Source organism: Flavilitoribacter nigricans DSM 23189 = NBRC 102662 (assembly GCF_002646595.1).
Taxonomy (GTDB): domain Bacteria; phylum Bacteroidota; class Bacteroidia; order Chitinophagales; family Saprospiraceae; genus Flavilitoribacter; species Flavilitoribacter nigricans.
In genome coordinates, this window is record NZ_PDUD01000001.1 from 412,048 (window position 1) to 437,372 (window position 25,325).

Annotated in this window: 13 protein-coding genes; 3 read left to right on the top strand and 10 right to left on the bottom strand. The window is 53.5% G+C overall.

Going from position 1 to position 25,325, the window contains the following annotated elements; genetic code table 11:
• Positions 1-34 precede the first annotated feature (34 nt).
• The 5 genes from CRP01_RS01535 to CRP01_RS01555 all read right to left on the bottom strand — a co-directional run bounded on the left by CRP01_RS01535 (position 35) and on the right by CRP01_RS01555 (position 9,933).
• The gene (locus CRP01_RS01535) at positions 35-1,270 is read right to left on the bottom strand and encodes a DUF6786 family protein (RefSeq protein WP_099148213.1); all 1,236 of its coding nucleotides are present in this window, start codon (positions 1,268-1,270) and stop codon (positions 35-37) included.
• Positions 1,271-1,494: 224 nt separating this feature from the next.
• Positions 1,495-3,147 (bottom strand): glycoside hydrolase family 16 protein, encoded by a 1,653-nt coding sequence (locus CRP01_RS01540; RefSeq protein ID WP_170110174.1) that lies wholly within the window; start codon positions 3,145-3,147, stop codon positions 1,495-1,497.
• Between the two features lie 187 nt (positions 3,148-3,334).
• Positions 3,335-5,374 (bottom strand): hypothetical protein, encoded by a 2,040-nt coding sequence (locus CRP01_RS01545; RefSeq protein WP_099148215.1) that lies wholly within the window; start codon positions 5,372-5,374, stop codon positions 3,335-3,337.
• Between the two features lie 58 nt (positions 5,375-5,432).
• Complete coding sequence (locus CRP01_RS01550) at positions 5,433-6,902, bottom strand: RagB/SusD family nutrient uptake outer membrane protein (RefSeq protein ID WP_099148298.1); 1,470 nt, start codon at positions 6,900-6,902, stop codon at positions 5,433-5,435.
• 10 nt (positions 6,903-6,912) lie between these two features.
• Positions 6,913-9,933, bottom strand: coding sequence for a SusC/RagA family TonB-linked outer membrane protein (locus tag CRP01_RS01555; RefSeq protein ID WP_099148216.1), 3,021 nt, complete (start codon positions 9,931-9,933; stop codon positions 6,913-6,915).
• A gap of 307 nt (positions 9,934-10,240) precedes the next feature.
• Between CRP01_RS01555 and CRP01_RS01560 the strand changes: the two genes are divergently transcribed.
• Positions 10,241-13,066, top strand: a complete 2,826-nt coding sequence (locus tag CRP01_RS01560) for a triple tyrosine motif-containing protein (RefSeq protein ID WP_099148217.1) — start codon at positions 10,241-10,243, stop codon at positions 13,064-13,066.
• Positions 13,067-13,108: 42 nt separating this feature from the next.
• On the opposite strand, the gene CRP01_RS01565 is transcribed toward CRP01_RS01560, so the two are convergent.
• From CRP01_RS01565 to CRP01_RS01580, 4 genes are all read right to left on the bottom strand, one after another.
• Positions 13,109-14,542 carry a DUF1501 domain-containing protein gene (locus CRP01_RS01565; protein ID WP_099148218.1) on the bottom strand — a complete coding sequence of 478 codons (1,434 nt, stop codon included), beginning with the start codon at positions 14,540-14,542 and terminating at the stop codon, positions 13,109-13,111.
• Positions 14,532-17,333, bottom strand: a complete 2,802-nt coding sequence (locus CRP01_RS01570; RefSeq protein WP_099148219.1) for a PSD1 and planctomycete cytochrome C domain-containing protein — start codon at positions 17,331-17,333, stop codon at positions 14,532-14,534. Before CRP01_RS01570 ends, CRP01_RS01565 begins: the two co-directional genes overlap by 11 nt.
• Positions 17,334-17,476: 143 nt before the next feature.
• The gene (locus tag CRP01_RS01575; RefSeq protein WP_143473226.1) at positions 17,477-19,570 is read right to left on the bottom strand and encodes a hypothetical protein; all 2,094 of its coding nucleotides are present in this window, start codon (positions 19,568-19,570) and stop codon (positions 17,477-17,479) included.
• 173 nt (positions 19,571-19,743) lie between these two features.
• On the bottom strand, positions 19,744-21,360 hold the full coding sequence (locus CRP01_RS01580) for a sulfatase family protein (protein ID WP_099148299.1): 1,617 nt from the start codon (positions 21,358-21,360) through the stop codon (positions 19,744-19,746).
• Positions 21,361-21,844: 484 nt separating this feature from the next.
• Between CRP01_RS01580 and CRP01_RS01590 the strand changes: the two genes are divergently transcribed.
• Both CRP01_RS01590 and CRP01_RS01595 read left to right on the top strand, forming a co-directional pair.
• Positions 21,845-22,432: an outer membrane beta-barrel protein gene (locus CRP01_RS01590; protein WP_170110175.1), complete on the top strand. Its 588-nt coding sequence runs from the start codon at positions 21,845-21,847 to the stop codon at positions 22,430-22,432.
• Between the two features lie 137 nt (positions 22,433-22,569).
• Positions 22,570-23,031 carry an MgtC/SapB family protein gene (locus CRP01_RS01595; RefSeq protein WP_099148223.1) on the top strand — a complete coding sequence of 154 codons (462 nt, stop codon included), beginning with the start codon at positions 22,570-22,572 and terminating at the stop codon, positions 23,029-23,031.
• 17 nt (positions 23,032-23,048) lie between these two features.
• On the opposite strand, the gene CRP01_RS01600 is transcribed toward CRP01_RS01595, so the two are convergent.
• The gene (locus CRP01_RS01600; RefSeq protein ID WP_099148224.1) at positions 23,049-25,235 is read right to left on the bottom strand and encodes a DUF4954 family protein; all 2,187 of its coding nucleotides are present in this window, start codon (positions 25,233-25,235) and stop codon (positions 23,049-23,051) included.
• Positions 25,236-25,325 lie beyond the last annotated feature (90 nt).

A 25,325-nucleotide genomic window follows, 5' to 3' on the forward strand; every position in this document is an offset into this window, starting at 1 on the left:
GTTTGAAAAATTGAATGCCCAAATGGGCTTCGTTCTAAGGGACCATGTCCAGGGAAACGCCCAGTAATTCCCGGGCAATCCGATCGAGAATGGCCGCATCTCCTTCAAAATGGAAGGTATACTGGGTGTGACTGCCGCTCTCCCCTCCCGGCAGGGCGAGTGCGGGTGAAGAGGTTTCCAGTTCGTAAAAGGGCCCCATCGGATCGGCTCCCGGCTCGGGCGGTCCGTCATTATAGGAATTGACCGCATCTCCGGCGTAGGGCTCATCCTGGAGCTCCCACAGCGAGTTGACATAATCACTGACGCCAGCAGGCTTATCGTACCTGACAATGGTCAGGATCTGGTTCTGGGCGTCGTAGGCACCCAGAATATCTTTAGCCCGGGACGGGTTCAGACCGATCTTACTCCGGTACTGCCCGTCTGCGGTAAAGAACAGCACCCCCTCTCCTACCTGGAGTCGTTCGGCGGGTACTTTCCCAAAATAGGTATCGTTGACGGTAGCGCCCAGGGTCTCGGGATCTCCCGTTTCAAAAGGGACGATCACCGTTGTCGCATCGGAAGGATTGAACATCCCCAGTAACCAGATCGACAGCAATCCGGTCTCCTTTTTCCAGTCTTCTTTTCCGGTATTGGTAATGATGTTGGTGGTTCGATAACCGACGGACTGCAGGCTGTCGTTCGGAGGGAGTCCCAGGGTTTGAAAAATAGCAGCGGTTGGAAGTACCTCTACGCTGCGATCGATTTCCAGATCGAAGGTAAAGCCGGAGTAGTTGGTCAGCGAGGTCTGCTTTTGAAAACTTGCTTTTTGGGAAGTTTGGCCCACCGTATCGTAGACGTCCAGATCAATCACCCGGGGAGTCTGCCAGTGTTCGAAATCAAAAGGATCACCCTCCCGGAAAAAAATGGAATACTGACCACCTTCCGGGCCCAGCCAGAAACGCTCTTCACCGCCGAAAGCATTCATGTGTTCGAGGGTATCTCCCGATTCGAAGAGCCGCCGGTTGATCCAGCCGTAGCTGCGACCGGTATCTCCATTGGCCGAACTGGTCATCACCCGCCCTTGCAATGCCGGGGCTACGGCCACCCTACCGGTGCCGTTGGGTTCTTCCAGTACCATGACTTCAGTGTACTCCCGAAGAAAGTTTACATCTTCCTGAAAGGTAGTATAGGTTGGAGTGGGCTCCGGATCTTCTTCTTCCGGAGCTTCGGAGGAACAGGCGCAAAGGGCAGCCAGCGCCAGGGCCAGGCATAGGTTTTGTTGGTTCTTCATGTCCTTGTTTTGCTAAGCAATCAGGACATCAATATAGGCATTTGAAATTTCCTTCCAAAGACTTTCCCCTATTGGTTTAGGTAAATCCGAACGTCGTCCGCTACAAACTACCGGCGTTCCCGATCTCATCCAGAGGCTGGATGACGAACGGGTTTCGGATACTGGATCATTTCCCGGCACCCGAAACCCGTTCGGATCTAAATAAGGTATTTTCGCTTTTCTGCTTATTTCTGCTGGTACACACGGACATAATCCACTTCCATCACGCCTTCCGTAAAGGTGTTGTCGATCTCCCCGCCCAGAGCGCCGCCGATGGCTACGTTCAGGATCAGGAAGAAGTCTTTGTTGAACGGATAGGTTGACGCATCCTTTACCTCCGGTTCGTAGGTGTAAAAGTTGTTGCCGTCCACGCTGAATTTCAGAGCATCGGCAGTCCATTCCAGCTCGTATACGTGGAAGTCATCACTCACACCGTTTACCGTAGTGGACGCTTTATTTTCGGTATCGCCGAAGCTGGAAGGGGTATGAATGGCCGCCTGAACGACATTCTGATTGTTGCCGACATGCTCCATGATGTCCATTTCTCCGCAGGCCGGCCAGGTATTGGTCTGGTAATCCGCCCCCAGCATCCAGATCGCCGGCCAGGTGCCGCCACCGTTCGGGAGTTTGGCCCGCACCTCGATCTTGCCGTAGGTGAATTCGAATTTGTCCTCGGTTTTCAGGCGGGTGGAAGTAAACTGGGTACCGTTGTAGTTTTCGCGTTTGGCCACGATCTTCAACGTACCATTATCCACGTAGACATTTTCGGCCCGGTCGGTATAGAACTGCGCTTCTCCGTTCCCCCAGCCGTTGTCACCGGTGCCCAGGTCGTAGGTCCAGTTATCCGCATTCGGAGCACCGTCCGTATTGAATTCATCGGCCCATACTTCTTCGTATTCCACCACGGGATCTCCATCTTCGGCATCCTCGGCGATCAGCCGCTGGTACCAGGCAAACTGAGCGCCGCCGTCATCCGTCTGGATCGTCCGCAGATAGATCTCGTCTTCCGAATAGCTGATGATCTCGTAGGTATTGCTCCCCAGGAAATAACTGACGAATCCGTTATTTCCGATCGTAAAACTGATGTCCGTGGTGGTCGGGATGCCACTGTCTGATTCGAAAAATCCGACGCTGCTGCTGCCGGAGGTTTCGTAGTCGTAACAACGGTCCGCGTCCGGTACGGCTGCTCCCAGTTCCGCATTTACTTCACCGCGGTTGAAGTAGGTAATGCCCTGGTTGTTCAGCGTGTAGGAGATCGTATTATCGCCGTTCAGTGAGAAGGTCATGACGTCGTTGTACAGGCAGCCTTCGCTTTCTTTTTCAAAAGGCTGGGCCATGTACCAGATGGGTTCGCCCACCGGATTACCGCCATCATCGGCGAGCGGACCAACGCCCAGATGACCGGGCTCGGCTTTGTCCCACAGCCAGTTGCGGGAACTACCGCCCGTTAGTATAGCTACCAGATCGGTGGGCGGTTCGTAGGTTACCTCCACGGAGATCTCGGTAGTAGCATTGGTGGCCGCACCGCCCGGGCCGTAAGCAACCACGTTCACCGTGTAGTCGCCCGAGCTGCGATAAGCATAATCCAGGTTACCGTCACTACTCACTACCGGCCGCTCTCCGGCGCTTACACCCAGGTAATAGTGATAAACCATGGCGCCTTCGGCACTGGCATCAAAATTTACCAGCCCGGAGCCATCCTGCATTACGCTTGCCGTCAGCATCAGATTGGTCGGAGCATTGATGGCGGCAATTTCCGAAAGATCTTCTTCACAGGCAGGAAAGATCGCGGTGAGCAGGAGCAGAAAAAACATATTGAAATAAATCTTGGATTTCATTTTGGTAATTTTCGATTTTGCCGTGAAAGCGTTCAGCATGCCGGGCCGCCAGGCCTTCGTTCTAACTCTTAATCGCAAATCCCGGAATGTTGGACTTCCGGCGACACCCGGCATGCTCAACACCCTCACGGTAAAAAAATGTACTGCGCCTGCCGGACTGCATCCGAGCCCGGCAGGCTGAATTTGTTTATTTCAGTTGTACATCGTCATAGTAGTACTCCGACCCGTCGCCGTTGACGCCGAAGTCAAAGAAGATCACCACCTTGTGGTAAGCCTGACTTTTATCAATGGCACTCATATCGAAAGTCAGGGTTTCCCAGGCATCGGCCACGGAGTTGGTGACCTGTACTTCGTGGAAGATGTCCCCGTTCGTCGCATTTTCCAGCTTGAGCAGGACATTGATCCCGGATTTCGGAGACCAGGTTTTAATTTCGATCTGATCCATCGTGCTGAAGTCGATAGGTTCCGGCAATTCCAGAAAAGCGCCGCCCCATACTTCCGCACCGTTGGCTTTGGTTAATTTGGCTACCCGGGCTGAGGTATTGATCCCGCTTTGATCGGGATTATCCTGTACTTCGGCACTTACATTTCCGAAAGCGACGAAGCTGTAGTCCAGTGCGGTGGATTCAAAGGTCAGCGGTAGTTCCAGCACATCGTTTCCGCCGCCGGTAACGTACTGGCGAATATCATCAAAATAGTATTCGGTACCGTCACCGGTATTTCCAAAATCAAAGAAGACCACTACCCGATCGTAAGACTGATTTTTATCGATCGCGCTGAAATCGTATACCAGTTCTTCCCACGCATTGGCCTGGGTATTGGTGACATCCACTTCAAAATTGATATTCGGATCGGCGGAATTCTCCACTTTCATTTTCACGACAATACCGGACTTTGGACTCCATACCTTGAGGGCCAACTGGTCATTGGCGGCAAAATCAATGGGAGCGCCCAGTTCCATAAAGGATCCCGCCCAGATCTCCGCACCGGCCGTTTTGTTCATCGAACCAACTTTGGCGGAAGTATTGATCCCGCTGGGATCCGGATTATCCACCCGGCCGGCATAAGCATTGCCGAAATCCACAAAGGTGTAATCCACATTTTCCGCTTCAAAATCGATCGGCAATGCAAAGGCGGTCGTTTCCCCGATCAGGACGAATTCGTCAAAGTAGTAGGTCGATCCATCGCCTTCGTTACCAAAGTCCATGAAGATGACCACCTTGTGGTAGCTCTGGCTTTTATCGATCCCACTGAAATCAAAGCTGATGGTCTCCCACTGGTTGCTCGTCTGGGTGACGCCGTCCACCTCGTAGGCGATATTCGGATCCTGATCGTTCTCTACCTTTAATTTGACCACTGCGCCACTCTTGGGACTCCAGACCTTAACGGTAAACTGATCCCCGGAAGCAAAATCAATGGGGTTCGGCAATTGCAGTAAGCTTCCCGCCCAGATCTCGGCACCGGCATCCTTGACCAGTTGTCCAACTCTGGAGGAAGTATTCTCCCCACTGGCATCCGGATTGTCAACAACCGTAGCCGTAGCGCCGCCAAAATTGACGAAGACATAAGAAACGTCCGGGTTTTCAAAGTCGATCGGCAGGGCCAATTGTACGGCCGGTTTGACGATCTCCAGTTCTTCGGTGTATTCCAGGGAGGTCTGGGAGGCGCTCCGGGCTACTACCCGCAGCGTATACGTTCCCGATTCCGCGTAGGTATGTACGGCGGATGCTCCCGGCATGACCGAGGTAGGTTCTTCGTCGGCCACATCGCCGAAATAAACCTCAAATAAGGTCGCATTGTCCGCGGTCGGCGTCACGGTTACCGTATTGGTATTGACCGGATCCAGCGCTACATCCACATTCAGGTTGACCGGTGGTGTGAACTGAATATTCACATCCTGAGTCGTCTCGATACTTTCTCCGGAAAGGCTATAGGCTACCGCCCGCACGGTATAGGTGCCTTCGGTATAGAGATGGGTACCGGGCTGGCCGGTTTCCACCCGGTCCGGTTCGGTCGTACCGTCACCGTAGTAGATATCGAAGTAAGCGGCTCCGGTAGCCTCGGGATATACCGTCAGTAGCCCGGAGTCGTCGTTTGCGATAGCAAAGCTCAGTTGCAGATCGCTCGGCGGGCCGATAGCGATCTCGTAAAACTCTTTTTCATTGCAGGCCCCGAATACCAGCAGTACCAGAGCGAGAATGATAGAGGAATATTTATTGAATTTCATGTTTTTGGATTGAAGAGGCGTACAAGTCCAGGTTCCGGACCGGGATACACCTCCGGATTTAATAACCTGGATTCTGTTCCCAAATATTTCCGGCCAGTTCGATCTCTACCAGCGGAATGGGGAATAACTCATTTTTACCGGCCGTAAAATTGGGAATGGCATCCGCGGCCCGACCGGTACGAACCAGATCGAAAAAGCGGTGTCCTTCTCCGGCCAGTTCCAGCCTTCTCTCCTGGAGAATGGCATCGGTCAGAGCCGTTCCACCGGCAGCCACCGGAGCCAGACCGGCTCTCGCTCTTACCCGGTTGAGGTAGGTGAGGGCCGTTTCGTCATTATCCAGGGCGCGATGTGCTTCCGCTGCGAGCAGCAGAACATCCGCAAAGCGAATAGCCCGGTAATTCGTCGCATTGGTCAGGTTCGGATCCTGAAAGCTTTCGCCGCTGCGGGGAATGTACTTGTGGTTATAATATCCGGTGTGTTCGTAACCTTCGGAGTAAGTGACCTCAACGCCCAACGCAGCCTGGGCGGCCTGAAAGGCTTCAATATCAAAGATGGTCGGGGCCAGGCGCAGATCGCCGGGCGTGTACTGATCCACCAGGTCCTGGACCGGCACGTTAAAGCTGAAACCGCTCTGGTAGATCGGTCCGTTGTATCCCCGGACACCGCTGAAACCAACCGCCACATTACCCTCGCTACACTGGAGACAGCCGAAGCCGGCCCCCTGAATATTGGAGTATTGTACTTCAAAAACCGACTCGATGTTGTTCTCTCCCTGCTGCAGGAACAGGGTGCTAAAATCCGTGTACAGATCGTATACTCCGGAGTTGATCACCTCGTCGAGTACCGGTGCCGCTTCGGCGTATTTTTCCTGATAGACCAGCGCTTTACCGAGCAGCGACTGGGCCGCTCCTTTGGTAACCCGACCGGCATCATCCTGACGCAGGGGCAACACACTGGCAGCGTATGCCAGATCAGCCTCGATCTGAGCGTATACTTCGGAAGTACGGGCCCGCGGATAACTGGCAATATCATTGAAGTTTACCCGCTCGTCTACCGCCAAGGGTACATCACCGAACCATTTGACCAGTTCGAAATAGTAGTAGGCGCGCAGGAAGGCAGCCTGGCCCAGGATCTGCTCTTTTCCGTTGAAATCCAGTTTATCCTGGAACTCAAAAATGTAATTGGCGCGGTTGATACCGGCGTACATCCAGTTCCACAGATTGCGCAACTGATCGTTGGCGGCATTGTGCCGCATATCGTCGATCTCCTGCCAGCCGGGTACGTCATTGGCGTTCTCCCCGCCGCAAAGGGTGTTGTCCGATGCGATCTCCCCCATGATCACGTTCAGATAGGTGGAGGCCAGCAGATCGTAAGTACCGATCAATGCCTGCTGGTAGTCATCTTCGGAGTTGAAAAAGTTCTCGGAATTGATCTGGTTGATCGGCTCCACATCCAGGAAGCTCTCGGAGCAGGACTGGACGCTAAACAGGGCGATCAGGATCAGTATTCGATTATATGTTGCTTTCATTTCTATCATCTTAAAAGGTTACTTTAATCCCACCAATGAAGTTTCTCGCCTGCGGGTAGTAACCGATATCGATACCCGATGCCAGCGGACTGCCGGAAGAGATATTGGGATCATACCCCTGGTAATTGGTGAAGGTGTAGAGGTTGGTGATGGAACCGTAGATACGCAAAGCGCTCATGCCCGCCCGGGAGATCCAGGATTTAGGGAAGGTATACCCCAACTGCAGGTTCTTGATCCGCAGGTAGGAACCGTCTTCCACGTAGAAGTCCGAGAAAAGCGTATTCTCCGAAGCTCCGATCGTCAGGCGGGGGAAGTAATTGCTGGTGCCTTCGCCGTACCAGCGGTCGATGCTGTAGGCCGTACGATTGGTCAGCGGGAGGTTGCGTTCGTAGTTGCGAACGATATCGCGATTGAGTTGCGCATCGGCAAAAACGGAAAAATCGAAGTTGAAGAAGTTGACCTGGAAATTAAGGCCCAGGATATACTCCGGGATCGGATTACCGATCATGGTCCGGTCTTCCTGATCGATCGTACCGTCCTGGTTCAGATCCACAAAACGGATATCACCTGGTTGGGCGTTGGGCTGGGCCCCGTGGGCTTCGATCTCCGCCTGGTTCTGGAAAATACCGTCCGTCACCCGGCCGTAGAAATAACCGATCGGACGGCCAACTTCCCAGCGGGTGGGTGGCAGCTGACCGATACCGAAGGCGCCGCCCTGGATAAAGGCCACTCCGTCGTTCAGTCCCAGTGTTTCATTCTTCAGTTTGGTGGCGTTGAGGCCGATACTGAAATCTACCCGGTCGCTGATCCGATCCTGGTAGCTAAGCGCCAGCTCGATCCCCGAGTTGCGGATGGAACCGGCATTGGCGATCGGCAGTCCTCCGCCGGGTGCGGTGTAGCCCGTCAGGCCGGACACCGGCACGGCAAGCAGCAGGTCCTGACTTTCCTTGTAGAAATAATCCGTCGTCAGCGTCAGCCGGTTGTTGAAGAGGTTCAGATCCAGCCCCAGGTTGAACTGGACATTGCGCTCCCAGGTAATGTCCGGGTTGGCAATCGCTCCGATGGCTTTACCGGACACTAGATCGCCACCGTTGAGAATATATTCGGCTTCGCCGTTGAGCGAAGAAACGTAGCGGAAATCACCGATCTTATCGTTACCGGTTTCTCCGTAGCTGAGGCGCAGCTTGGCAAAGTCGATAAATTCGGCACCTTCCATAAAGTCTTCTTCCGACAGTACCCAACCGAGTGATACGGACGGGAAATAACCAAAGCGGTTATTGGGTCCGAAGCGAGTAGTACCATCCCGGCGCAGAATTACGGACACGAGATACTTGTAATCATAGCTATACTGGATCCGACCGAAGTAGGACGACAGGCGGAAGATCCCTTCTCCCGAACTGGCCCCGTTGTCCCGGATCTCATCGGCCTGGAAAAGGGCGGCAAATTCAAAGCTGTTGTTGGGAATGCCGAAGCCGGAGCCGTAGATCCCTTTGTAACGCTCTTCGTACAGGGAGCTACCCAGGGTGAAATTGAACTTGTGCACATCGTTGAAAAAGCGCTCGTAATTGATGACGTTATCCCAACCCCAACTGCTGTAATTTTCGAAAGACTCAGAAATGGAACTTTCCGTGGCGTTGAATACCTTACCCGCGCCGTAGTAAGCTTCCGGGCCGAAGGTCTTCGCCCGCACCTGGGAAAAGTTGTACGGCACGCTACTCTCAAAGGAAAGCCCCTTGATCGGTTCGAAGGTCAGTCCCACCTTACCGGTAAAGCGGTTGACATCTACATTATTATAGGTGTTGGCCATTTGGGCCAGCGGATTGATCACCTCGGCGCCCAGGCCTTCCGCCAGGGTGAACGCGCCTTCGGCGGTCCGGGTAGCAAAGCTCGGCGGCATGTTCAGTGCGTTGAACAGTACGGAACCGATCGCATTTTCGTTCAGGGTTTTCCGGTTCTGGTTGGCGTAGGCGACAATCGTATTGAATTTCAGATTGTCCAGGATATTAACCCCGTAGTTGAGGTTTCCGGTATAGCGCTGGAAACCGGCTTTGTCCCCACCGACAATCCCTTTCTGATCGAAAAAAGATCCGCCGATCGCATAGGTGGAGCGGCTACCGCCACCCCGCACATTAAGCGTTGTACTCGATAAAGGTGCCGATTGAAAGACTTCATCCTGCCAGTCGGTACCTGCTCCCAGTCCCGAGATATCGGTAAACGGCGGCGCACTGCCTCCGTTCACATAGGCTTCGTTGATCAGCAACGCGTATTCGGTAGCGTTGAGTACCGGGATCTTCCGGGCCGTTTCCTGCGATCCGTAGTAGGAATGGATGCTAACCGTGGGTTTCATTTCCTGCCGACCGGTCTTGGTCGTAATCAGGATTACCCCGTTCGCGGCCTGGACTCCGTAAATACTGGCGGAAGCATCTTTCAGCACATTGATACTCTCGATGCTGGAAGGATCCAGCGCGCTGAGATCTTCGTAACGTACTCCATCCACCAGGATCAACGGATTGTTATTGCCGTTGGAGGAAATACCGCGAATGCGAATATTGAATCCGCCGCCGGGAGAACCGGACTGCGAACTGATCTGCACCCCGGCCGATTGCCCCTGGAGGGCCTGTTCCAGCCGGTTGGGGTTCAGGGATTCGATCTCTTCGGCCTTCACCACGGATACCGCGCCGGTCAGTTCCTTTTTGGTGGCTGTCGAGTAACCGATCACCACTACTTCTTCCAGTTGGGAAGAGGATTCCGTCAGGCGAACGCTCAGCGGATTAAAATCCGTAACGGTGAGCCGCTGGCTGGTATACCCCAGATAACTGAACTCCAAGGTATCGCCGATGCGGGCATCGACCTTAAACGCTCCGTCCAGATCGGTTACGGTACCGGCACTGGTCCGTTTATTCAATACACTGGAATAGGGCAAGGGGTCACCACTGTCCTGATCCAGTATCACGCCCTGTACCGATCCCTCCTGGGCTGCCAGCAGCAGGGGCGCAAATACCAGTAATAAAAACGTTATTTTTGATTTCATATGGAAGGATTTTGATCTAATGGTTCCCAAAACTTAATAATGCCGGTTGAGCCTACTCATTAAGCATTTTTAGACCTCACATTTTTGATCGGTGTCCATTTTGCCTAAATCGCTCGATTTCGAATGCCGTTAAAATTAAATTTTGCTAATCATTCTAAATTTTGCATAAAATTAGGCCACAACACAGGAATCAGCATAAAATCGCAACCCAGTTAAACTACTCACTCAAAAAATTATTATAGAAATAGAGAAAGATTACTACTATTTTACTACTCACATTGCAAAAAGCACCAACGCACGACAGCGTATGAAGGGTAAGATGAGATACATTAGCCTGCGGGCGCTGAGCCCTTTGATCTGCTGCCTGTTTGCCGTTTCCGGGTACGGTCAAATGTTGGGTACTCCATTTGTGGATAGCTACTCAAAGACCGTTTATGGCTACGGTACCCAGAACTGGGACATCGATCAGGCGGCAAACGGCACTTTGTACTTCGCCAATAACGACGGATTGCTGGAATTCGACGGTGCGCAGTGGACGCTATTCCCCCTGCCCAACCGGACCGTTCTGCGATCAATTTCGGTGCAGGACCGGGTCATCTTTGCTGGTGGTCAAAATGAATTCGGGCGCTATGAATTGCATCCGGAGTTAAAATGGGCTTACCGATCGCTGGTCGATCTCATTCCTCAGGCCCATCGGGATTTCGAGGATGTGTGGGATATGCAGACGCTGGAGGGAACAATCTATTTCCGGGCTTCCGAAAAGATCTTCATTGTTCGGGATAATCAATGTAAAGTCATTGCGGATATACCCATCCACTTTATGGGGAAGGCCGGAAACCGGATATTTGTCCAGCATCGTGACGGTCCGCTTTTTTACCTGGAAGACGAAAAGCTTGTTGCTTTGCCGGATGATGAACGATTGAACGGTACGGAGGTGCGGAGCGTGATCGACAGCCCCCAGGGACTGCTGATCGCTACGCGGAAGCGGGGGATCTTCCTGCTGCGGGAAAACCAGATGGTGCTGTGGGAAAATGAAGGCGCCTTTCGGTACCCCGACCAGTTTATCAATACGCTCGGGCAGTTACCCAACCACGATATCGTACTGGGCACCGGCTTCCGGGGCGTGATCGTGGTGGATTCCAATGGGCAATTCAAATACCAGGTAGATGCGGAGGACGGACTGACTAACAACCGGATCATCTGCACCTTCGTGGATCAACAGCACAATCTCTGGCTCGGGCTGGACAACGGGATCAGTATGGTGCGGACCAACTCTCCCTTTTCCCGGATCTATCCGGATGGAGATCTGGAGGGTGCCGGTTACGATGTAGCCGTAAAAGATGATAAGATCTATTTCGGCACCAGCAGCGGGCTGTTTTACACCGACTGGCCGCAAACCTCCATTGCCAATCAGTTCCGGCTCGTGGAAAATTCGAGTGGACAGGTCTGGGGGCTGGATATAATCGACGATCAGTTGCTGCTGAGTCATAATGATGGAGCCTTTCGGGTCAACAACGGTCGGGCCGAACCCTTTTACCGCGAGACCGGTGCCTGGCTGTTTAAAGCGGATGAACAGGATTCCGAACTGGTGTTTTCCGGTAATTACCGGGGTATTACCCTCTTCGATCGGAACTCCTGGCAACTGCAGGAGCGCATTAGCGGTCTCGAAGAATCCAGTCGTTTCATCGTGCAGGATGACCTGGGTAATTGCTGGATGTCTCACCCCTACCGCGGCATTTACCGGGTCAGTTCTCCGCGCGATCCGAGCCGCCGGAAGGTGGAACTCATGGGACCAGAGCACGGGCTTCCTTCCAATCTCCATAACCATGTTTTCCGGATCAACGGAGAAATACTGATCTGCGCGGAAAAAGGAGTGTACACCTTCAATGAAAACCAACAACGCTTTGAGCACTACGAACCGATCGAGCAGTATCTGGGGGCGGATACTAAGATCCGGCGGTTGTTTGAAAGCCGGAACGGCGATGTCTGGTTCATTACCGAAAAGGAGATCGGATTATTGGAGATCGAAGATACCGGGCTCGAACGACAGATCAGCAAGCGGGTATTTCCGGAATTGAAACGCCTCATGAATGGCGGCTGGGAAATGATCTGTCCGCACGAAGATGATCAGGTCTTTATCAGTACCATCAACGGTTTTCTGCACTATAACGGTAAGCAACCGGAGGATTCGCTGCCCCGCTTCCGCGTGCTGATCAACCGAGTCCGGATCAATGAAGATAGCACTTTATTTGCGGGCATGTTGCCGGAAGGGATGCAGCTCCACTACCGGCAAAATTCACTCTTATTCAACCTGGCGGCCACCGAATTTGTCAATAATGCCGCGGTCCGCTTCCAGTACTTTCTGGAAGGTTTTGACGAAGGATGGTCCCACCCCACTGCATTGCGCTCCAAGGAATATACCAAGCTGTCGCCGGGCACCTATACCCTGCACGTCAAAGGGATCAACCAAAGTGGGGAGGAATCGGATCCGGCCAGCTTCACCTTTGAGATCAATAAGCCCTGGTATGCCACCTATCCGGCCATCTTTTTCTACCTGCTGCTGACCGGTGCGATCGCCTATTTGCTGTTCCTCAGATCGAGGAAGCGCTTCCAGGCGCTGGAGCAAAAAGTGGACTCTACCGTCAAAAGATCCAAAGAGGAGATCCAGCGGCTGGAAACCGAAAAGATCCAGGCCGAACTCGAACACAAAAAAAGGGAACTGGTTTCCGCAACGCTCCACCTGGTCAAAAAGAACGAGACCATCAGCGAGATCGCCGACCAAATATCGGTGATCAAAAAGAACAGCGGAGATCCGAAGGTGAGTCGGCAATTGCAAAAGCTGATCCATTCCCTCCGGCAGGAAGAGGTCATAGATGAAGGCTGGGAACAGGTGATGTACCACTTCAACGAACTCAATGAAGGTTACTTTGATCGGCTGAAGAAAGACTACCCCAGTCTTACGCCGAAAGACCTGAAGCTCTGTGCCTATCTGAAAATGAATCTGACGACCAAAGAGATGGCCAGTCTGATGAATGTGTCGTTAAGGGGTATTGAGGCCAGCCGCTATCGCCTGCGCAAAAAGCTGGACCTGGAAACCGAAGATAATTTGACGGCGTTTTTGATGAGCTTTTAGCCTTCCCTCCGCCCATTTTGAAAAAAAATGTCCAGTAGTGTACTACACCAGTTCCCGGATCAACTTACCGCCAAATTGTGACAACTGTTTGTAACGCCCCCCGTGAAAATAAGTCAGCCGGTTATCATCCAGTCCCAGCAAATGCAGCAGCGTAACGTGCAGATCGCTGATGGGATGCACCACTTCAACCGCTTCCTGACCGAGTTCATCGGTAGCGCCGATGGTATGTCCGGCTTTCACACCGCCACCCGCCATCCACACGGCCATCGCATTGGGATTATGGTCCCGGCCGTAAGCGATACCACCTTCCCGGATACCGTTATCGGCGGTACGGCCAAATTCTCCACACCAGACTACCAGGGTTTCATCCAGCAGACCGCGGCGTTTCAGATCCGTGATCAGGGCAGCGATGGGTTGATCGATACTTTTGATCAGCGATCCGTGGGCACGCGCCAGATAATCGTGTGAATCCCAGCCGGAAGAATAGATCTGTACGAAGCGAACGCCTTTTTCCACCAACTTCCGGGCCAGCAGGCACTTCCGGCCAAAGGCATTGGTCTCGGTCTGGCCGATGCCGTACAGTTCCTTTGTTTTTTCGTCCTCATCTTCAATATTGATCACATCGGGTACTTCCATCTGCATGCGGAATGCCAGTTCGTAATTAGCCATACGGGCGGAAAGTTCATCCTGATTGGCCTGTCCGGCACGGTGCTCCTCGTTGTATTTCCGCAACAGGTCCAGACTGGCCCGTTGGTGATAGCGGCTTACGCCGGGAGGCGGATCGATATTCAGGATGGGCGTTCCCTGTGGTCGGAAAGTTGTTCCCTGAAAGCGGGCGGGCAGGAATCCATTGGACCAGTTGGCCGAACCGCCCTGGGGAAAGGCCACTTCGGGCAACACCACGAAGGCCGGCAGATTTTCGTTGTAAGAACCCAGACCGTAAGCCACCCAGGAACCAATGGCCGGATCACCGCCAAATTGATTACCCGTATTCAGTTGGTACATCGCCGTGGGGTGATTGACGGACTCCGCCTGACAACCCCGGTAAAAACAGATCTCATCGGCCACCTTCGCCAGGTGCACAAAGGGCGCGCTCATATCGGCGCCCGACTGACCGACCTTCCGACTCGTAAACGGACTCCTGACAATATACCGGTTGCCGGAAGACATCGCCGAGAATTGCTCACCCTGGCGGGTAAACTTGCTCAAATGGTGTTTTTCCAGGGCCGGTTTGGGATCAAAGGTATCGATATGACTGGGTCCGCCCTCCATCGTCAGAAAAATACAGGCCTTGGCCTTGGGAATGAACATCGGCGGCTTGGCCTGCAGCGGATTCTCGATCGCTTTGACTACCTGTTCCGGAGTGATCTCCGCCGGATCACAGCCCAGCAGACTGCTCAGCGCCACGGCGCCGATGCCGGCACCAAGCCCGTAGAGGAAGTCCCGTCGACTGCGATGTGGTTGCTCAGTAGACATACATAAACTCGTTTGTATTGAAAAGAACCAATGCGAGATCCGCCAGCGCCCGGGTTTTCGGAGGGATATCCGTATCCTTCACATCCGGTTCGTAGTCGGCGTAAACATCGAGCACTTCGGTATAGTGAAAAGTCTCTCCCGTCATTTCTTCAAACATTTCCCGTTCCACTTCCCGGGCGTAACAGACCGGATCGGGTGGCACTTTGGTGTGGTACCGGATCATCTCCCACACAAAATCTACGGCCGGTTGTATTTCTTCCTCTTGCATCGGACGGTTCCAAACGACGGAAGCCGCCAGTTGCACCTGCTCGCGTAAACCCGCACCGGATTCTGCTTCGAGGCGAAGCGCCAATGCAATGGCCCGGTCACGCATCTGCGGGCTATTCAGCAAGCTGAACACCTGCGGGGTCACCGTAGAACTGGCCCGTCGTTCACAGGACATATCGGGAGCGGGCTGATTGAACACTTCCAGCATCGGATTGGGCAAACTGCGGTAACGCTCCGTGTAAATGGTTCGGCGGTTCCGCACTTCCGGACGCCGGGAGGGCTGGTAGGCCGGAGCGATGGAGCCCATAATATGCCGGGGTTGTAAAGCGATCTCCTGGTTGATCTCCGGCCGCACGGGAATACCTCCCGTTTCGGGATTTAATTCCCCGGAGATGGATAACATCGCATCGCGGATCTCCTCCGCGGCCAATCTACGGGGTTCAAAAACGGCCAGATATTCATTGTCCGGATCTTTCAGAGCCAATAACTCGGGATCAGCATGCTGTCCGGCTCGCTGGTAGGCTTGCGAACTCATGATCAGCCGGTGCAGGGCTTTGAATGACCAGCCCTGTTCCACAAAATATCCGGCGAGCCAATCCAGCAGTTCCGGATGGGTGGGCTTCTTGCCGGTAGTTCCCAGATTATTGGCATTTCCGGCCAGCCCCGTACCAAAATGATACTGCCAGATCCGATTGACTACCGATCGCAGGGTCAAAGGATGATCGGGTTGGGTCAGCCATTCGGCAAACGCCTCTCTTCGACCCGATACCTCATCCGGAATAGGATAAGCTTCGGGTGCCCGGGGAGCCGCATCCAGGGCCTGTTCCAGAGTGGATACCGCACTGAGAACACCCGGTCTTACCTCTTCGCCCGGAGCGTAGACCGATCCGCCCCCAAGTATGAAGGTAGCCGGTGGTGCTCCGCTGGTTTCTTCGGGAACTTTCATGGCCTGATGGCTCCGCACTTCGCGATTCGGCCCATTGTACACCGCATAGGCCAGCGGTTCGAAACGGGTGCGCGTCCGGTTGATCGTCTGAATGCGCTTATTCAATACTTTGCGGTATCCCAGGTCCTGATTGGTCAGTCCGAGGTAACGCGGCGGTTGTTCTTCATCGGGCAGTTTGCGCCGGTCTCTTTTGGTCAGATAGGGCCTGCCCTTTTGTTGAAACCAGGCCCGGGCCGCCGCTTCCTCCTTTTCGTTCATGGCTTTCTGCTCTTCGCGAGTGGAATGCAGCCATCGCTCCAGGCGAGACTTCTCCTCTTCCATCATTTCTACATTCTCTCCGGGCAAAAACGCAGCCGGGCGCTCGGCGAAATGGGTGGGTGCAAAAACTGCCTGGATCCGGTAGTAATCCCGGGTGGGAATGGGATCGTATTTGTGATCGTGACATTTCGCGCATCCCAGTGGAATGGACAAAAAAGTCTCTCCAACGATATTAGTAACATCATCCAGAAATTGTTGCCGGGTCTCCGCCGCCACGCTCATAGCCGTATGTTCCCAGGGGCCCATGCGCAGGAATCCGGTAGCGATCAGATTTTCCGGATCACCGGCATCGATCTCATCCCCGGCCACCTGCTCACGCACAAACTGATCGTAGGGTTTATCCTCATTGAACGACCGGATCACGTAGTCCCGGTACCGCCAGGCATTCGGCCGGATGAAATCATTGGAAAAGCCGTCGGTATCCGCGTAACGCACCACGTCCAGCCAGTGGCGTCCCCATTGTTCGCCGTAGTGGGGACTTGCCAACAGGCGATCTACTACTTTTTCAAAAGCCCGATCCGAGGTATCCGACAAAAAGGCCGCAATTTCCTGCTTGCTCGGCGGCAATCCGGTAAGGTCAAAAGTTGCGCGGCGGATGAGGGTTCTTTTATCCGCCGGACCGGTAGCAGGGAGGCCCTTTTCCTCCAGTTTGGTCTGAATAAAGGCATCTACCGGATGAGGGGCATCGCCAGCGGGCACCTCCGGTTTTTCCAGCGGCATAAAAGCCCAGATATTGTTGAGCTTGTACCGGCGATTATCCCAATCTTCCGATTGCCCACCGCTGGTGGCTACATTAATGCGATTACCGTATTGCCAGTCGCCGGCCGCCAGGATCGCGTCCTGTTGTGCCTCATCCGGCCAGGGCGCGCCCATTTCGATCCAGTCTTCAAATAATTCGATATCGTCGGGTGAAAGCGCCTCGTTTTCCTTGGGCGGCATGGCTTTATCGGGATCCTGTCGTTTCAGTGCCAGTACGAGCGGACTGATAGCCGGTGAGCCGGGTACGACGGCCGCTTCCCCCGATGCACCGCCGCGCAGCATGGTCCGGCGGCTCCGAAGGTCCAGATCTCCCCGCAGATCGTCCGGCTCGTTGCCGTGGCAGCTCAGACATTTGCGGTCCAGCATCGGTTGTATCTCGTGTACGAACAGGGCTTCCCCCGCACCGGCCGATGCAGCGGAATAATCTGAAGTACAGGAGTTTGCAAAAAACAGGACCGATAGAAAAAGAAATAAGCAGCAAAGGTACGGACGAAACGACATAGGCGTAGGCAGTATAAAGATGCCCCATCAAGATAATAAAAATTTGTTTAGTACCGGTCCGATACTTCCTGACTTATGTATCTTCAATTGCCCAGAAAGGTGCAAGTTGCAACACCGATCCTCCCGACCAAAACAATTCCAGGTCAGTAGATCTGCAGGCGAAGCGCACGTTTTCCGGGCACCTTCAGTTCCAGCCGGTTGATCTGCTCCGTCAATTGCACCTCCTGCCGGGAAACTTCCTTTCCGCTTTCATCCGCCAGAACCAGCTGGTAAGAGCCGGGTTGCAACAAATAAGTTTTAAACGGTACCGAACGGTGGCCGTCGAAGAAGCCAAACAGTTCCACTTCGGCGCTGCGGTCACTCTGCGTCTTTACCCGTACCGAAAGGTCGGTGCGATCCGTCAGCCACTGGAAACCGTTCAGTGGGAAATAAAGCGGATCTCCGGGGTCTCCGGTCAGGGCGCTGTACAACAAGCGGGTATTCGGTACCGGCGTTTCCGGATATTGTTTACGGAGGTAGTGGGAATTGAAATTGAGGATGCGATCCGTCCATCGCATCTCACTGGTGTAGAGCGGAAAATTACTGCTGAAAGCCGCCGCATTCTCCCGCATGGTGGTCGTGAAACCATCTTCCCGTCCGAAAAAGCTGTACGCCACGTAGGGATCCTGCTCCATTTCGAGCAATTCATCAAACTGGGTATCGCCGGTGATCAGGCGATATTTAGCCAGTGTACCGGTCAGAAAGCGGTGCATCTGAGCGGCGCACCAATCCTCGGAACCTTCCGTTTCGGGGGTTACCATTCCCTTGCGAAAATACTTTTGCCGGATCTCGGCCATTGAGATGATGGGAGTCAGGAACGAACGATCGCCAGTAATGTGGAAGGCCAGCAACAACGAATTGGTCATCATGCCCATTTGGCTGGGCCAGACGTAGAGCGGATTACTGGTATAGTTGCCGGGTTTCCACCACTGTTCTCCCACACCGCCCACTTTACCGTCCGGCCAGTGAATAGCCGAGGGGATGATGCCGGCCGGTTTTCCGCGTTCCGCGCGGCCCGCAGCATCCACCCAGGTTTTTAGCCACTGCGTAAAGATCTCGCTTAGCTCCGGATCCCGGGTGCGTTGCCAGAGCAGGAGCGCGGGTTGGACCGCCCGGGGATGATAAACCGTATCACAGGCTTTCCGGGGAGTCAGGTCTACTTCCGTATCGGTGAAATAGGTACTTTTGAATTGCAGGAACCCGCGTTCGTTCACACCCGTCCAGAGCGTTTTCATCAAATGGACCAGATGCCGGGCCCGGCTCGTCCAGGCTTCGTCCGTAGGGTCAATGTGCATCATGGCCGTGATGGTATCGGCGGAATCTTCGGCGGTGTGCTCTACATCATCGATCCGATTGGTATAGCCGCCTTTCATTTTTTCTATCTGGAATAGCCCGTGACTCAGTCGCCGTTGGGCATCCTGGATCTTTTGGTCCTGCAGACCAATGAGGGCGGGTGTCCACCAACGCCACATTTCCACGTCATCGCCCCAACCGCCGCCGTATTGCCCGTCGGTGAGTTGCCGGTTCGTGATCCACCAGTGGATGACGTCCTGCAGGCCGCTGAGTGCGGTTTTCTGAGCCACGGCCCAATCCGGCGCTTTTTCCGAAGCACGGTGATCCGTCGGCCACTTTTCCCGCTCTCCCAGGTACAGGCGGATAATACCGTTACGGGGATAAGCGTCGGCCGCTACCTGCAACAGGCGCCGGGATTCATCAATATATCGCTGCAGGATCTCCGGGTGCCCCTGGATCTCGCCGTATTCGATGGCCTGCCAGATCAACGTCCGGCTGCGATACCAACACCATAATGGATAAACGGGAGAATCTTCGGGTGGCGGCGGCGGAACGACCTCATCAATATCACCTTCACGAATTGGCCAGGGCAGGTAGTTCTTATTCTCACGATCCTGCCATTCCTGAATGGCAATAGAGCGACCGTTGGCCCAACGATCGACAAAGGGAAGCAGGGTCCGCAATTGTTCCCTGATCTCCGGATCGGTCGTATCCGACGCCATTACCGCCTCTAACAATTCCCATCGTTCTTTTTCTTCCCGGGCATTGCCCGCAGCGATGAGTTTGGAGGACGTCAGTTCACCGCTTGCAAGGCAGCCGCTAATATTCAGGCCCAGGTAGGTACTCAGGCCCAGCAATCCGGAATATTTGAGAAATCTTCGGCGTTGGTTGGCAGGGTATGGCATGATTTGGTATTTGTCATAAGACGGCACGCCACCCGGAATTGCCCTTACCGGGAATGAAGAAATGTGGTGCTGCATGCAATACTTTGCACCAGCCGCAAGGCAGTAACAACCCGGCAGCCAGCCATAACGGACCGGGCTAACGGGTTGTCACCCTGGTTTAGATCAAAATCGGATCACTTGTTATACTGATCGATAAATTTCTGATCCAGCTCGGCGGAGTCTTTGTATTTCACCCGCAATTCGGCCAGTTTATCCTTCAGTTCGGCTACGACATCGGCGTATTCCGGATCATCGTAAACATTATTCATTTCCTGCGGATCTTTCATCCGGTCGTAAAGTTCCCATTCATCCACATCGTAGTAGAAATGGGCCAGTTTGTATTCTTTGGTAACGACGCCATAGTGGCGTTTCACCATGTGCACCGCCGGATATTCGTAGTAGTGGTAATAGACCGCATCGCGATCCCAGCTGTCGTTCTCCCCTTTCAGGAGCGGCATCAGGCTTTCGCCCTGCATATCAGTAGGAACATCAATTCCGGCTGCCTCCAGGAAGGTGGGGGCAAAATCCAGATTCTGCACCATTTCATTGTTGGTGGAACCCGCTTCGATCACACCCGGCCACTTGACCATCAACGGCGTTTTGAAGGACTCGTCGTAAATGAACCGCTTATCAAACCAACCGTGTTCCCCGAGGTAAAAGCCCTGATCCGAGGTGTAGACCACGATCGTATTTTCGGCCAGGCCGGATTCTTCCAGATAATCCAGTACCCGCCCGACGTTATCGTCTACCGAGGAGATACAGCCCAGATAATCCTGCATATAGCGCTGGTACTTCCATTTCATTTTTTCTTCGTCGGTCATACCCGGCCAGTTTTCCTGAAAGAACTGGTTGATACTATCCAGGACCGGATCGTACTGTGCCCGCTGGGCGTCATTGGTCCGACCGTAGGGGCCGTTAAAACCTCCGGCAAATCCGGGCACTTCCGGTTTTACCTCTCCCATCGCTTCCAGAGTCTCCGGCCGGATCTTGCTGTCGTGGGGGTACTGCATGTGGTAAAGCAGGTTCATCTCCGCCGTTTTGGCCGCCGTGCCGCGATTGGAATAATCGTCAAACAGGCTGGCCGGTTCGGGGAAGGTCTTCTTCGTAAATTCCTTGAACTTATCCGGGCGGGGCCACCAGGGCCGGTGTGGGGCTTTGTGCAGATAGGCCATGAAGAACGGCTTATTGGGATCCCGCTTTTTATCCAGCCAGTCGATGGTCAGATCGGTAATGATATCGGTTACGTAACCCTCGATGGTGGTATCGCCTTCGGCCGTGATAAAGCGCGGGTTGATGTAATTGCCCTGTCCCGGAAGGATCATAAAATCATCTACGCCTTTGGGATTGTTACCAAAGTGCAGTTTGCCGTACATGGCCGTCTGGTAGCCGGCATCCTGAAAGATCTGGGGAAAAGTGACCTGGGTAGTATCAAACGGAGACCGGTTGTCGATCTTGCCGTTCAGGTGACTGTGTTTTCCGGTAAGGATCACGGCCCGCGAAGGTGCACAGATCGAATTCGTCACGCAGGCGTTGGAAAACAACATCCCTTCTTTTGCGATCCGGTCGATGTTCGGCGTCTGGATCAGATGATCCATGTACGCGCTGATCGCCTGGTAGGCATGATCATCGGACATGATAAACAGGATATTGGGCCGGGAAGGTGTTTCACTGGCCGTTTCCTGCTCGGTATCCGCACAGGAAAACAGACATAGCACTAAGCCAATGGTAAGGAGTACCGGGCTGAATTTCATGTTGGTGAAAGTTTTGTTTTGAATAAAGTCTTGCATGATACAAAAAAAATTTTGCCGATCGGTCTACGTCTGTAGGAGAATCTGCAAAAAGCGTTATTTTCACATCAATAATTTCTACCAATTTATCCATGCGCTTAAAGTAAAGAGCCCTAACCAATACGCTCTTTCCGGATCGCACCAACTCTGATGAAACATGACCTACGCCAACTGTACTCCCCGGCCAGTTTTATGCCCTGCTCCCAGGGCCTGTCTTCCTGCACGAACCCATCTTTTCCCTTTAAAAATATAATGTAAAGCCCCATAGGCATCGGACTACCTCTAGAATTTCCGATCACTCCCGGATACCTGACGCTCCTGTCAAACCGACGGGCGGTACGCCCTGCGTATCGGTTATGCTCCATACCCCCGAATTACTACTAATCCATTTTTTTTAACCTGTTATTTCAAATCAATGATTAAGTATTTAAAGCTCTCAGCACTCGCTATGATGCTGGCATTTTGCCAGACTTCGGCCTACAGCCAGGCCGTCGGTTTCAAGGCCGGGATCAACACCAGCCTGTCTACCATCGATGCACCGGCCACTTCGCTTTCCGGCAACATCGGTTATGTCTTAGGACTTTTTGCCGAAAGTCCCGTTGGCGCTTCGGCGATCAGTTTCCGGCCGGGCGTTTACCTCAATTTCGAGAAATACGATCTCTCCGTTCTCGATACGGAGGCCGGTAGTGGCAACCTCACTACCCTGAAACTCCCACTCTCTTTCGTTTATTCCCTGAGCGATACAGGGGAAGGGCTGGCCTTCGAAGCCGGCCCGGTGATCAACTGGATCCTGAATGCGGAGATAGAGAACCAACGGTTGATCACCAACAACTTTGATTTTGGCCTGGACCTCGGCGCCAACTATTTTGTCACCCCCAATTTTGGTCTGGGAGGGAACTTCTACACCGGATTTTCCAATCTGCTTTCCGGTCCATCTGCTACCGGCCTTCTTTTCGTGAATGAAAGCCAGGCCGGAGATTTTGAAGTAAAAATGAAGAACATGGCGGCCAATCTGACGCTGATCTACAGATGGTAAGCTGCTCATTCATCTGGTAATGAAGATACTCTGCGGACAGGCTTTGCACCGAATAGCGTGCGAAGCCTGTTCCTTCCCCAGCAAACTTCCAGCCTCCGATTGGAGTTAAAGCAGAAAGAACCCGGAAAATTCAGTTTATGGAATGGCTCGACCAGCTCAGGATCCTTCTTGATATTTTAATCGCCGCTGTTTTAGGTGGCGTGATCGGTTTTGAACGCGAAAAGAAGGATAAACCGATCGGATTTCGCACGAATATGCTGATCGCCAGCGCGGCTGCGCTGCTGGTGGCACTGGGAAAATTCGTAGCCTTTCAGATGGAGAACAGCCTGGATTCGGCGAGCCTGGGGGTTGATCCCACCCGTATCATCCACGCCATTATCGTGGGTGTGAGCTTCATTGGGGCCGGAAGTATTCTGAAAAGCGAAAAAGAGGAATCCATTAAATACCTGACCACCGCAGCCACCATACTATTTTCCGCGGGCCTCGGTATTGCGGCGGGATTGCAACTGTATCCCCTGGCCGTCGGCATCACCGTTTTGGGACTCACCATCAATTATGTGGTAGATAAGATCATGGATCTGAGTTCCGACAGCAATTGATATTCACCTGGGCGCATTTATGCGTGTCGATCCGCAAATTCAGCCGCCCGGCTGGCCATTTCCCGAATAAAGGGGTTCGCGTCGAGCGCTCCCTGCACCGCTTCCATTTCCTCCGCTGAGTTATACGTGAGCTGGCGGAACGGGTTGTCGTAGTCTTTCTGACGACTCGCTTTGGTCCTCCTGGCCATCATCCAGCTAATTTCGGTGGCCTGCTCTACCCACTTCCGCCACATCTCTTCGTTCACTGCAGGTGCATCTATCCCGTGTAACTCCAGCAGACTCGCATAAGCATTGGCGGCATTTTTCTGCCGGTAATCCCGGTCTAGGTCGACGTAGCGCGCGTGGAGTTCTTTCCAGGAATCTATATCGCCCCCTTTGATCTCGGCGAGCATCCGGTCCAGGTCCGCCCGGGCGATCAGTTGTCCGCCCAGATTAAACCAGTCTTCCCGTTGGCTTTCCCCGAATTGTGCCCGGAGGTTTTCCCAGGCCACCGGACCTTCCCCCTCCGTTTGGAGATCCAACAAAGTTCTTACGCCGTAAAAATGGAGCATCTCCCGGTAAGCCCGGTAGGCAGCGGTCACTTTCAGCAACCGGACTTCGCGGGCGGAATGTTCCATATCGTTCGCCCGGATGATGAGCCGATCAGCGATCTCCGGTCTTTCCAGCAGCAGCTCTTTTCCCAGCGCACGGCCTTCCAGTTCAATTTCCGGTGATGGATGGTCCTGCTCCCGAAATGCCCGGGCCGTGGCCTCTTCCAGATACGATAGCGCGTGAAACATTTCCGCTACCGTATCGGGAGCCAGAAAATCCGTTTCGAACGATTGCTGTTTGTAGGTTCGCTGGTCCCGCTCCCCGTATTTCCAGGCGTTGCGGGCCAGCGCGTACATATTGTACTGCCACCAAAAGGCCGGGATCACCTCCAGCCGGTCTTCGGATTCATTGTTGGCTACCAGGGAAAAAGGTAGATGGATGTGCAGCTCGGCGGGAAAATCACCCTTGGTGAGCAGACAGAAAGCCGCAAATTTGGAATTGTGTTTCAGGCTGACGCACAGTCCGGGCCAGAATCCCCGGCCGGCAATGATCTCACCGTCCGCACCGCGCGAGTTGTGATTCGAACCGATGGTAGCTCCGGCCGCAATATTGCTTTGCCCCAGGACGGTGGCGGCGATCAGGAAGGAATTATTGTGGTGCTGCTCGTGGCCTGGAAAGAGCAGAGAATTGAGCACTTCACAGCAGGAGATGGTCGAATTGTCACCCAGGATAGAGTTGATCAGCCGGGCGCCGTATTTTAGCGTACTGTTTTCTCCGAGAATAAAGCGGACGGCCTTTACCCCGTAAAACGCCCGGCTGCCGTAGCCCATGATCCCGTTGACCAGTTCCACCCCTTCGCCGATCTGGGAGGGAGCAGCTTCACTACTCTTGATGGTGAGATTCTTTAGTTTATTGGCACCTTTGATGTAGGCGTGGCTGCCGATCTTGACATCCTTAATACTCTCGGTATTTTTGATCACGCACTGCGTACCGACCGTGCCGTAGTACCCCCGACTTTGATCGAAAGCATTATCGGTCATTTTTTTAAAGGCAGCCATCAATTCCCGGTCATCGCGGGTACGGGCCCAGAGGCAGGCGTCGGCGGGCAACATATCTTCGAAGGGCAGCACTTTACGATTGCCGTTTTCGTTGCAGATCTCCAGCCAGATCCGGAGGTGCTCGGATTCGCCCTCTTTCAGGATACCGTTGCCGAATTTGGCGTGACTGGTGGTCTGCATTTCATTGACGTTGAACAGTACCGTTTCGTCGCCAATGATGTAATAAGCCAGATACTGCACGTTTTTGATCGCCACATAATTACCAATATCACAAGAGATGATGGTGCTGTTGTACAGCCCGACGGGGATACGGAGCTCGTGGAATTCCAGATAATAAGCTTCCAGTGCGCCGATGCGCACCCGGCCGTGAAAGTGACAGTTGCGCACCAGGTTCGGATCGAAGGCTTCGCTCACCCAGATGTCTTCCCAGTTATCCGCGACGTTCTCATTTTTCACCAGCGCCTCGATCTCCGATGCGGTCAGCCTCCGAAAATCCTTTCCGGGTCCGAACTGCCGGTACCGGATATGGTATTCATCCTGGCCGGGTTCCAGAAATTGGGGAAGAATAAAATCATAGCCGATCCGGCTGAGTGGTTTTCTCGATATTTTGCCCATACAACTTCAATAAAGGTTTGCTTACACCGATCAAATGCCAAATGCTGACCCGAAGTTCAATCGGTGCGCAGTTTTCATCGCGTGTTAGAG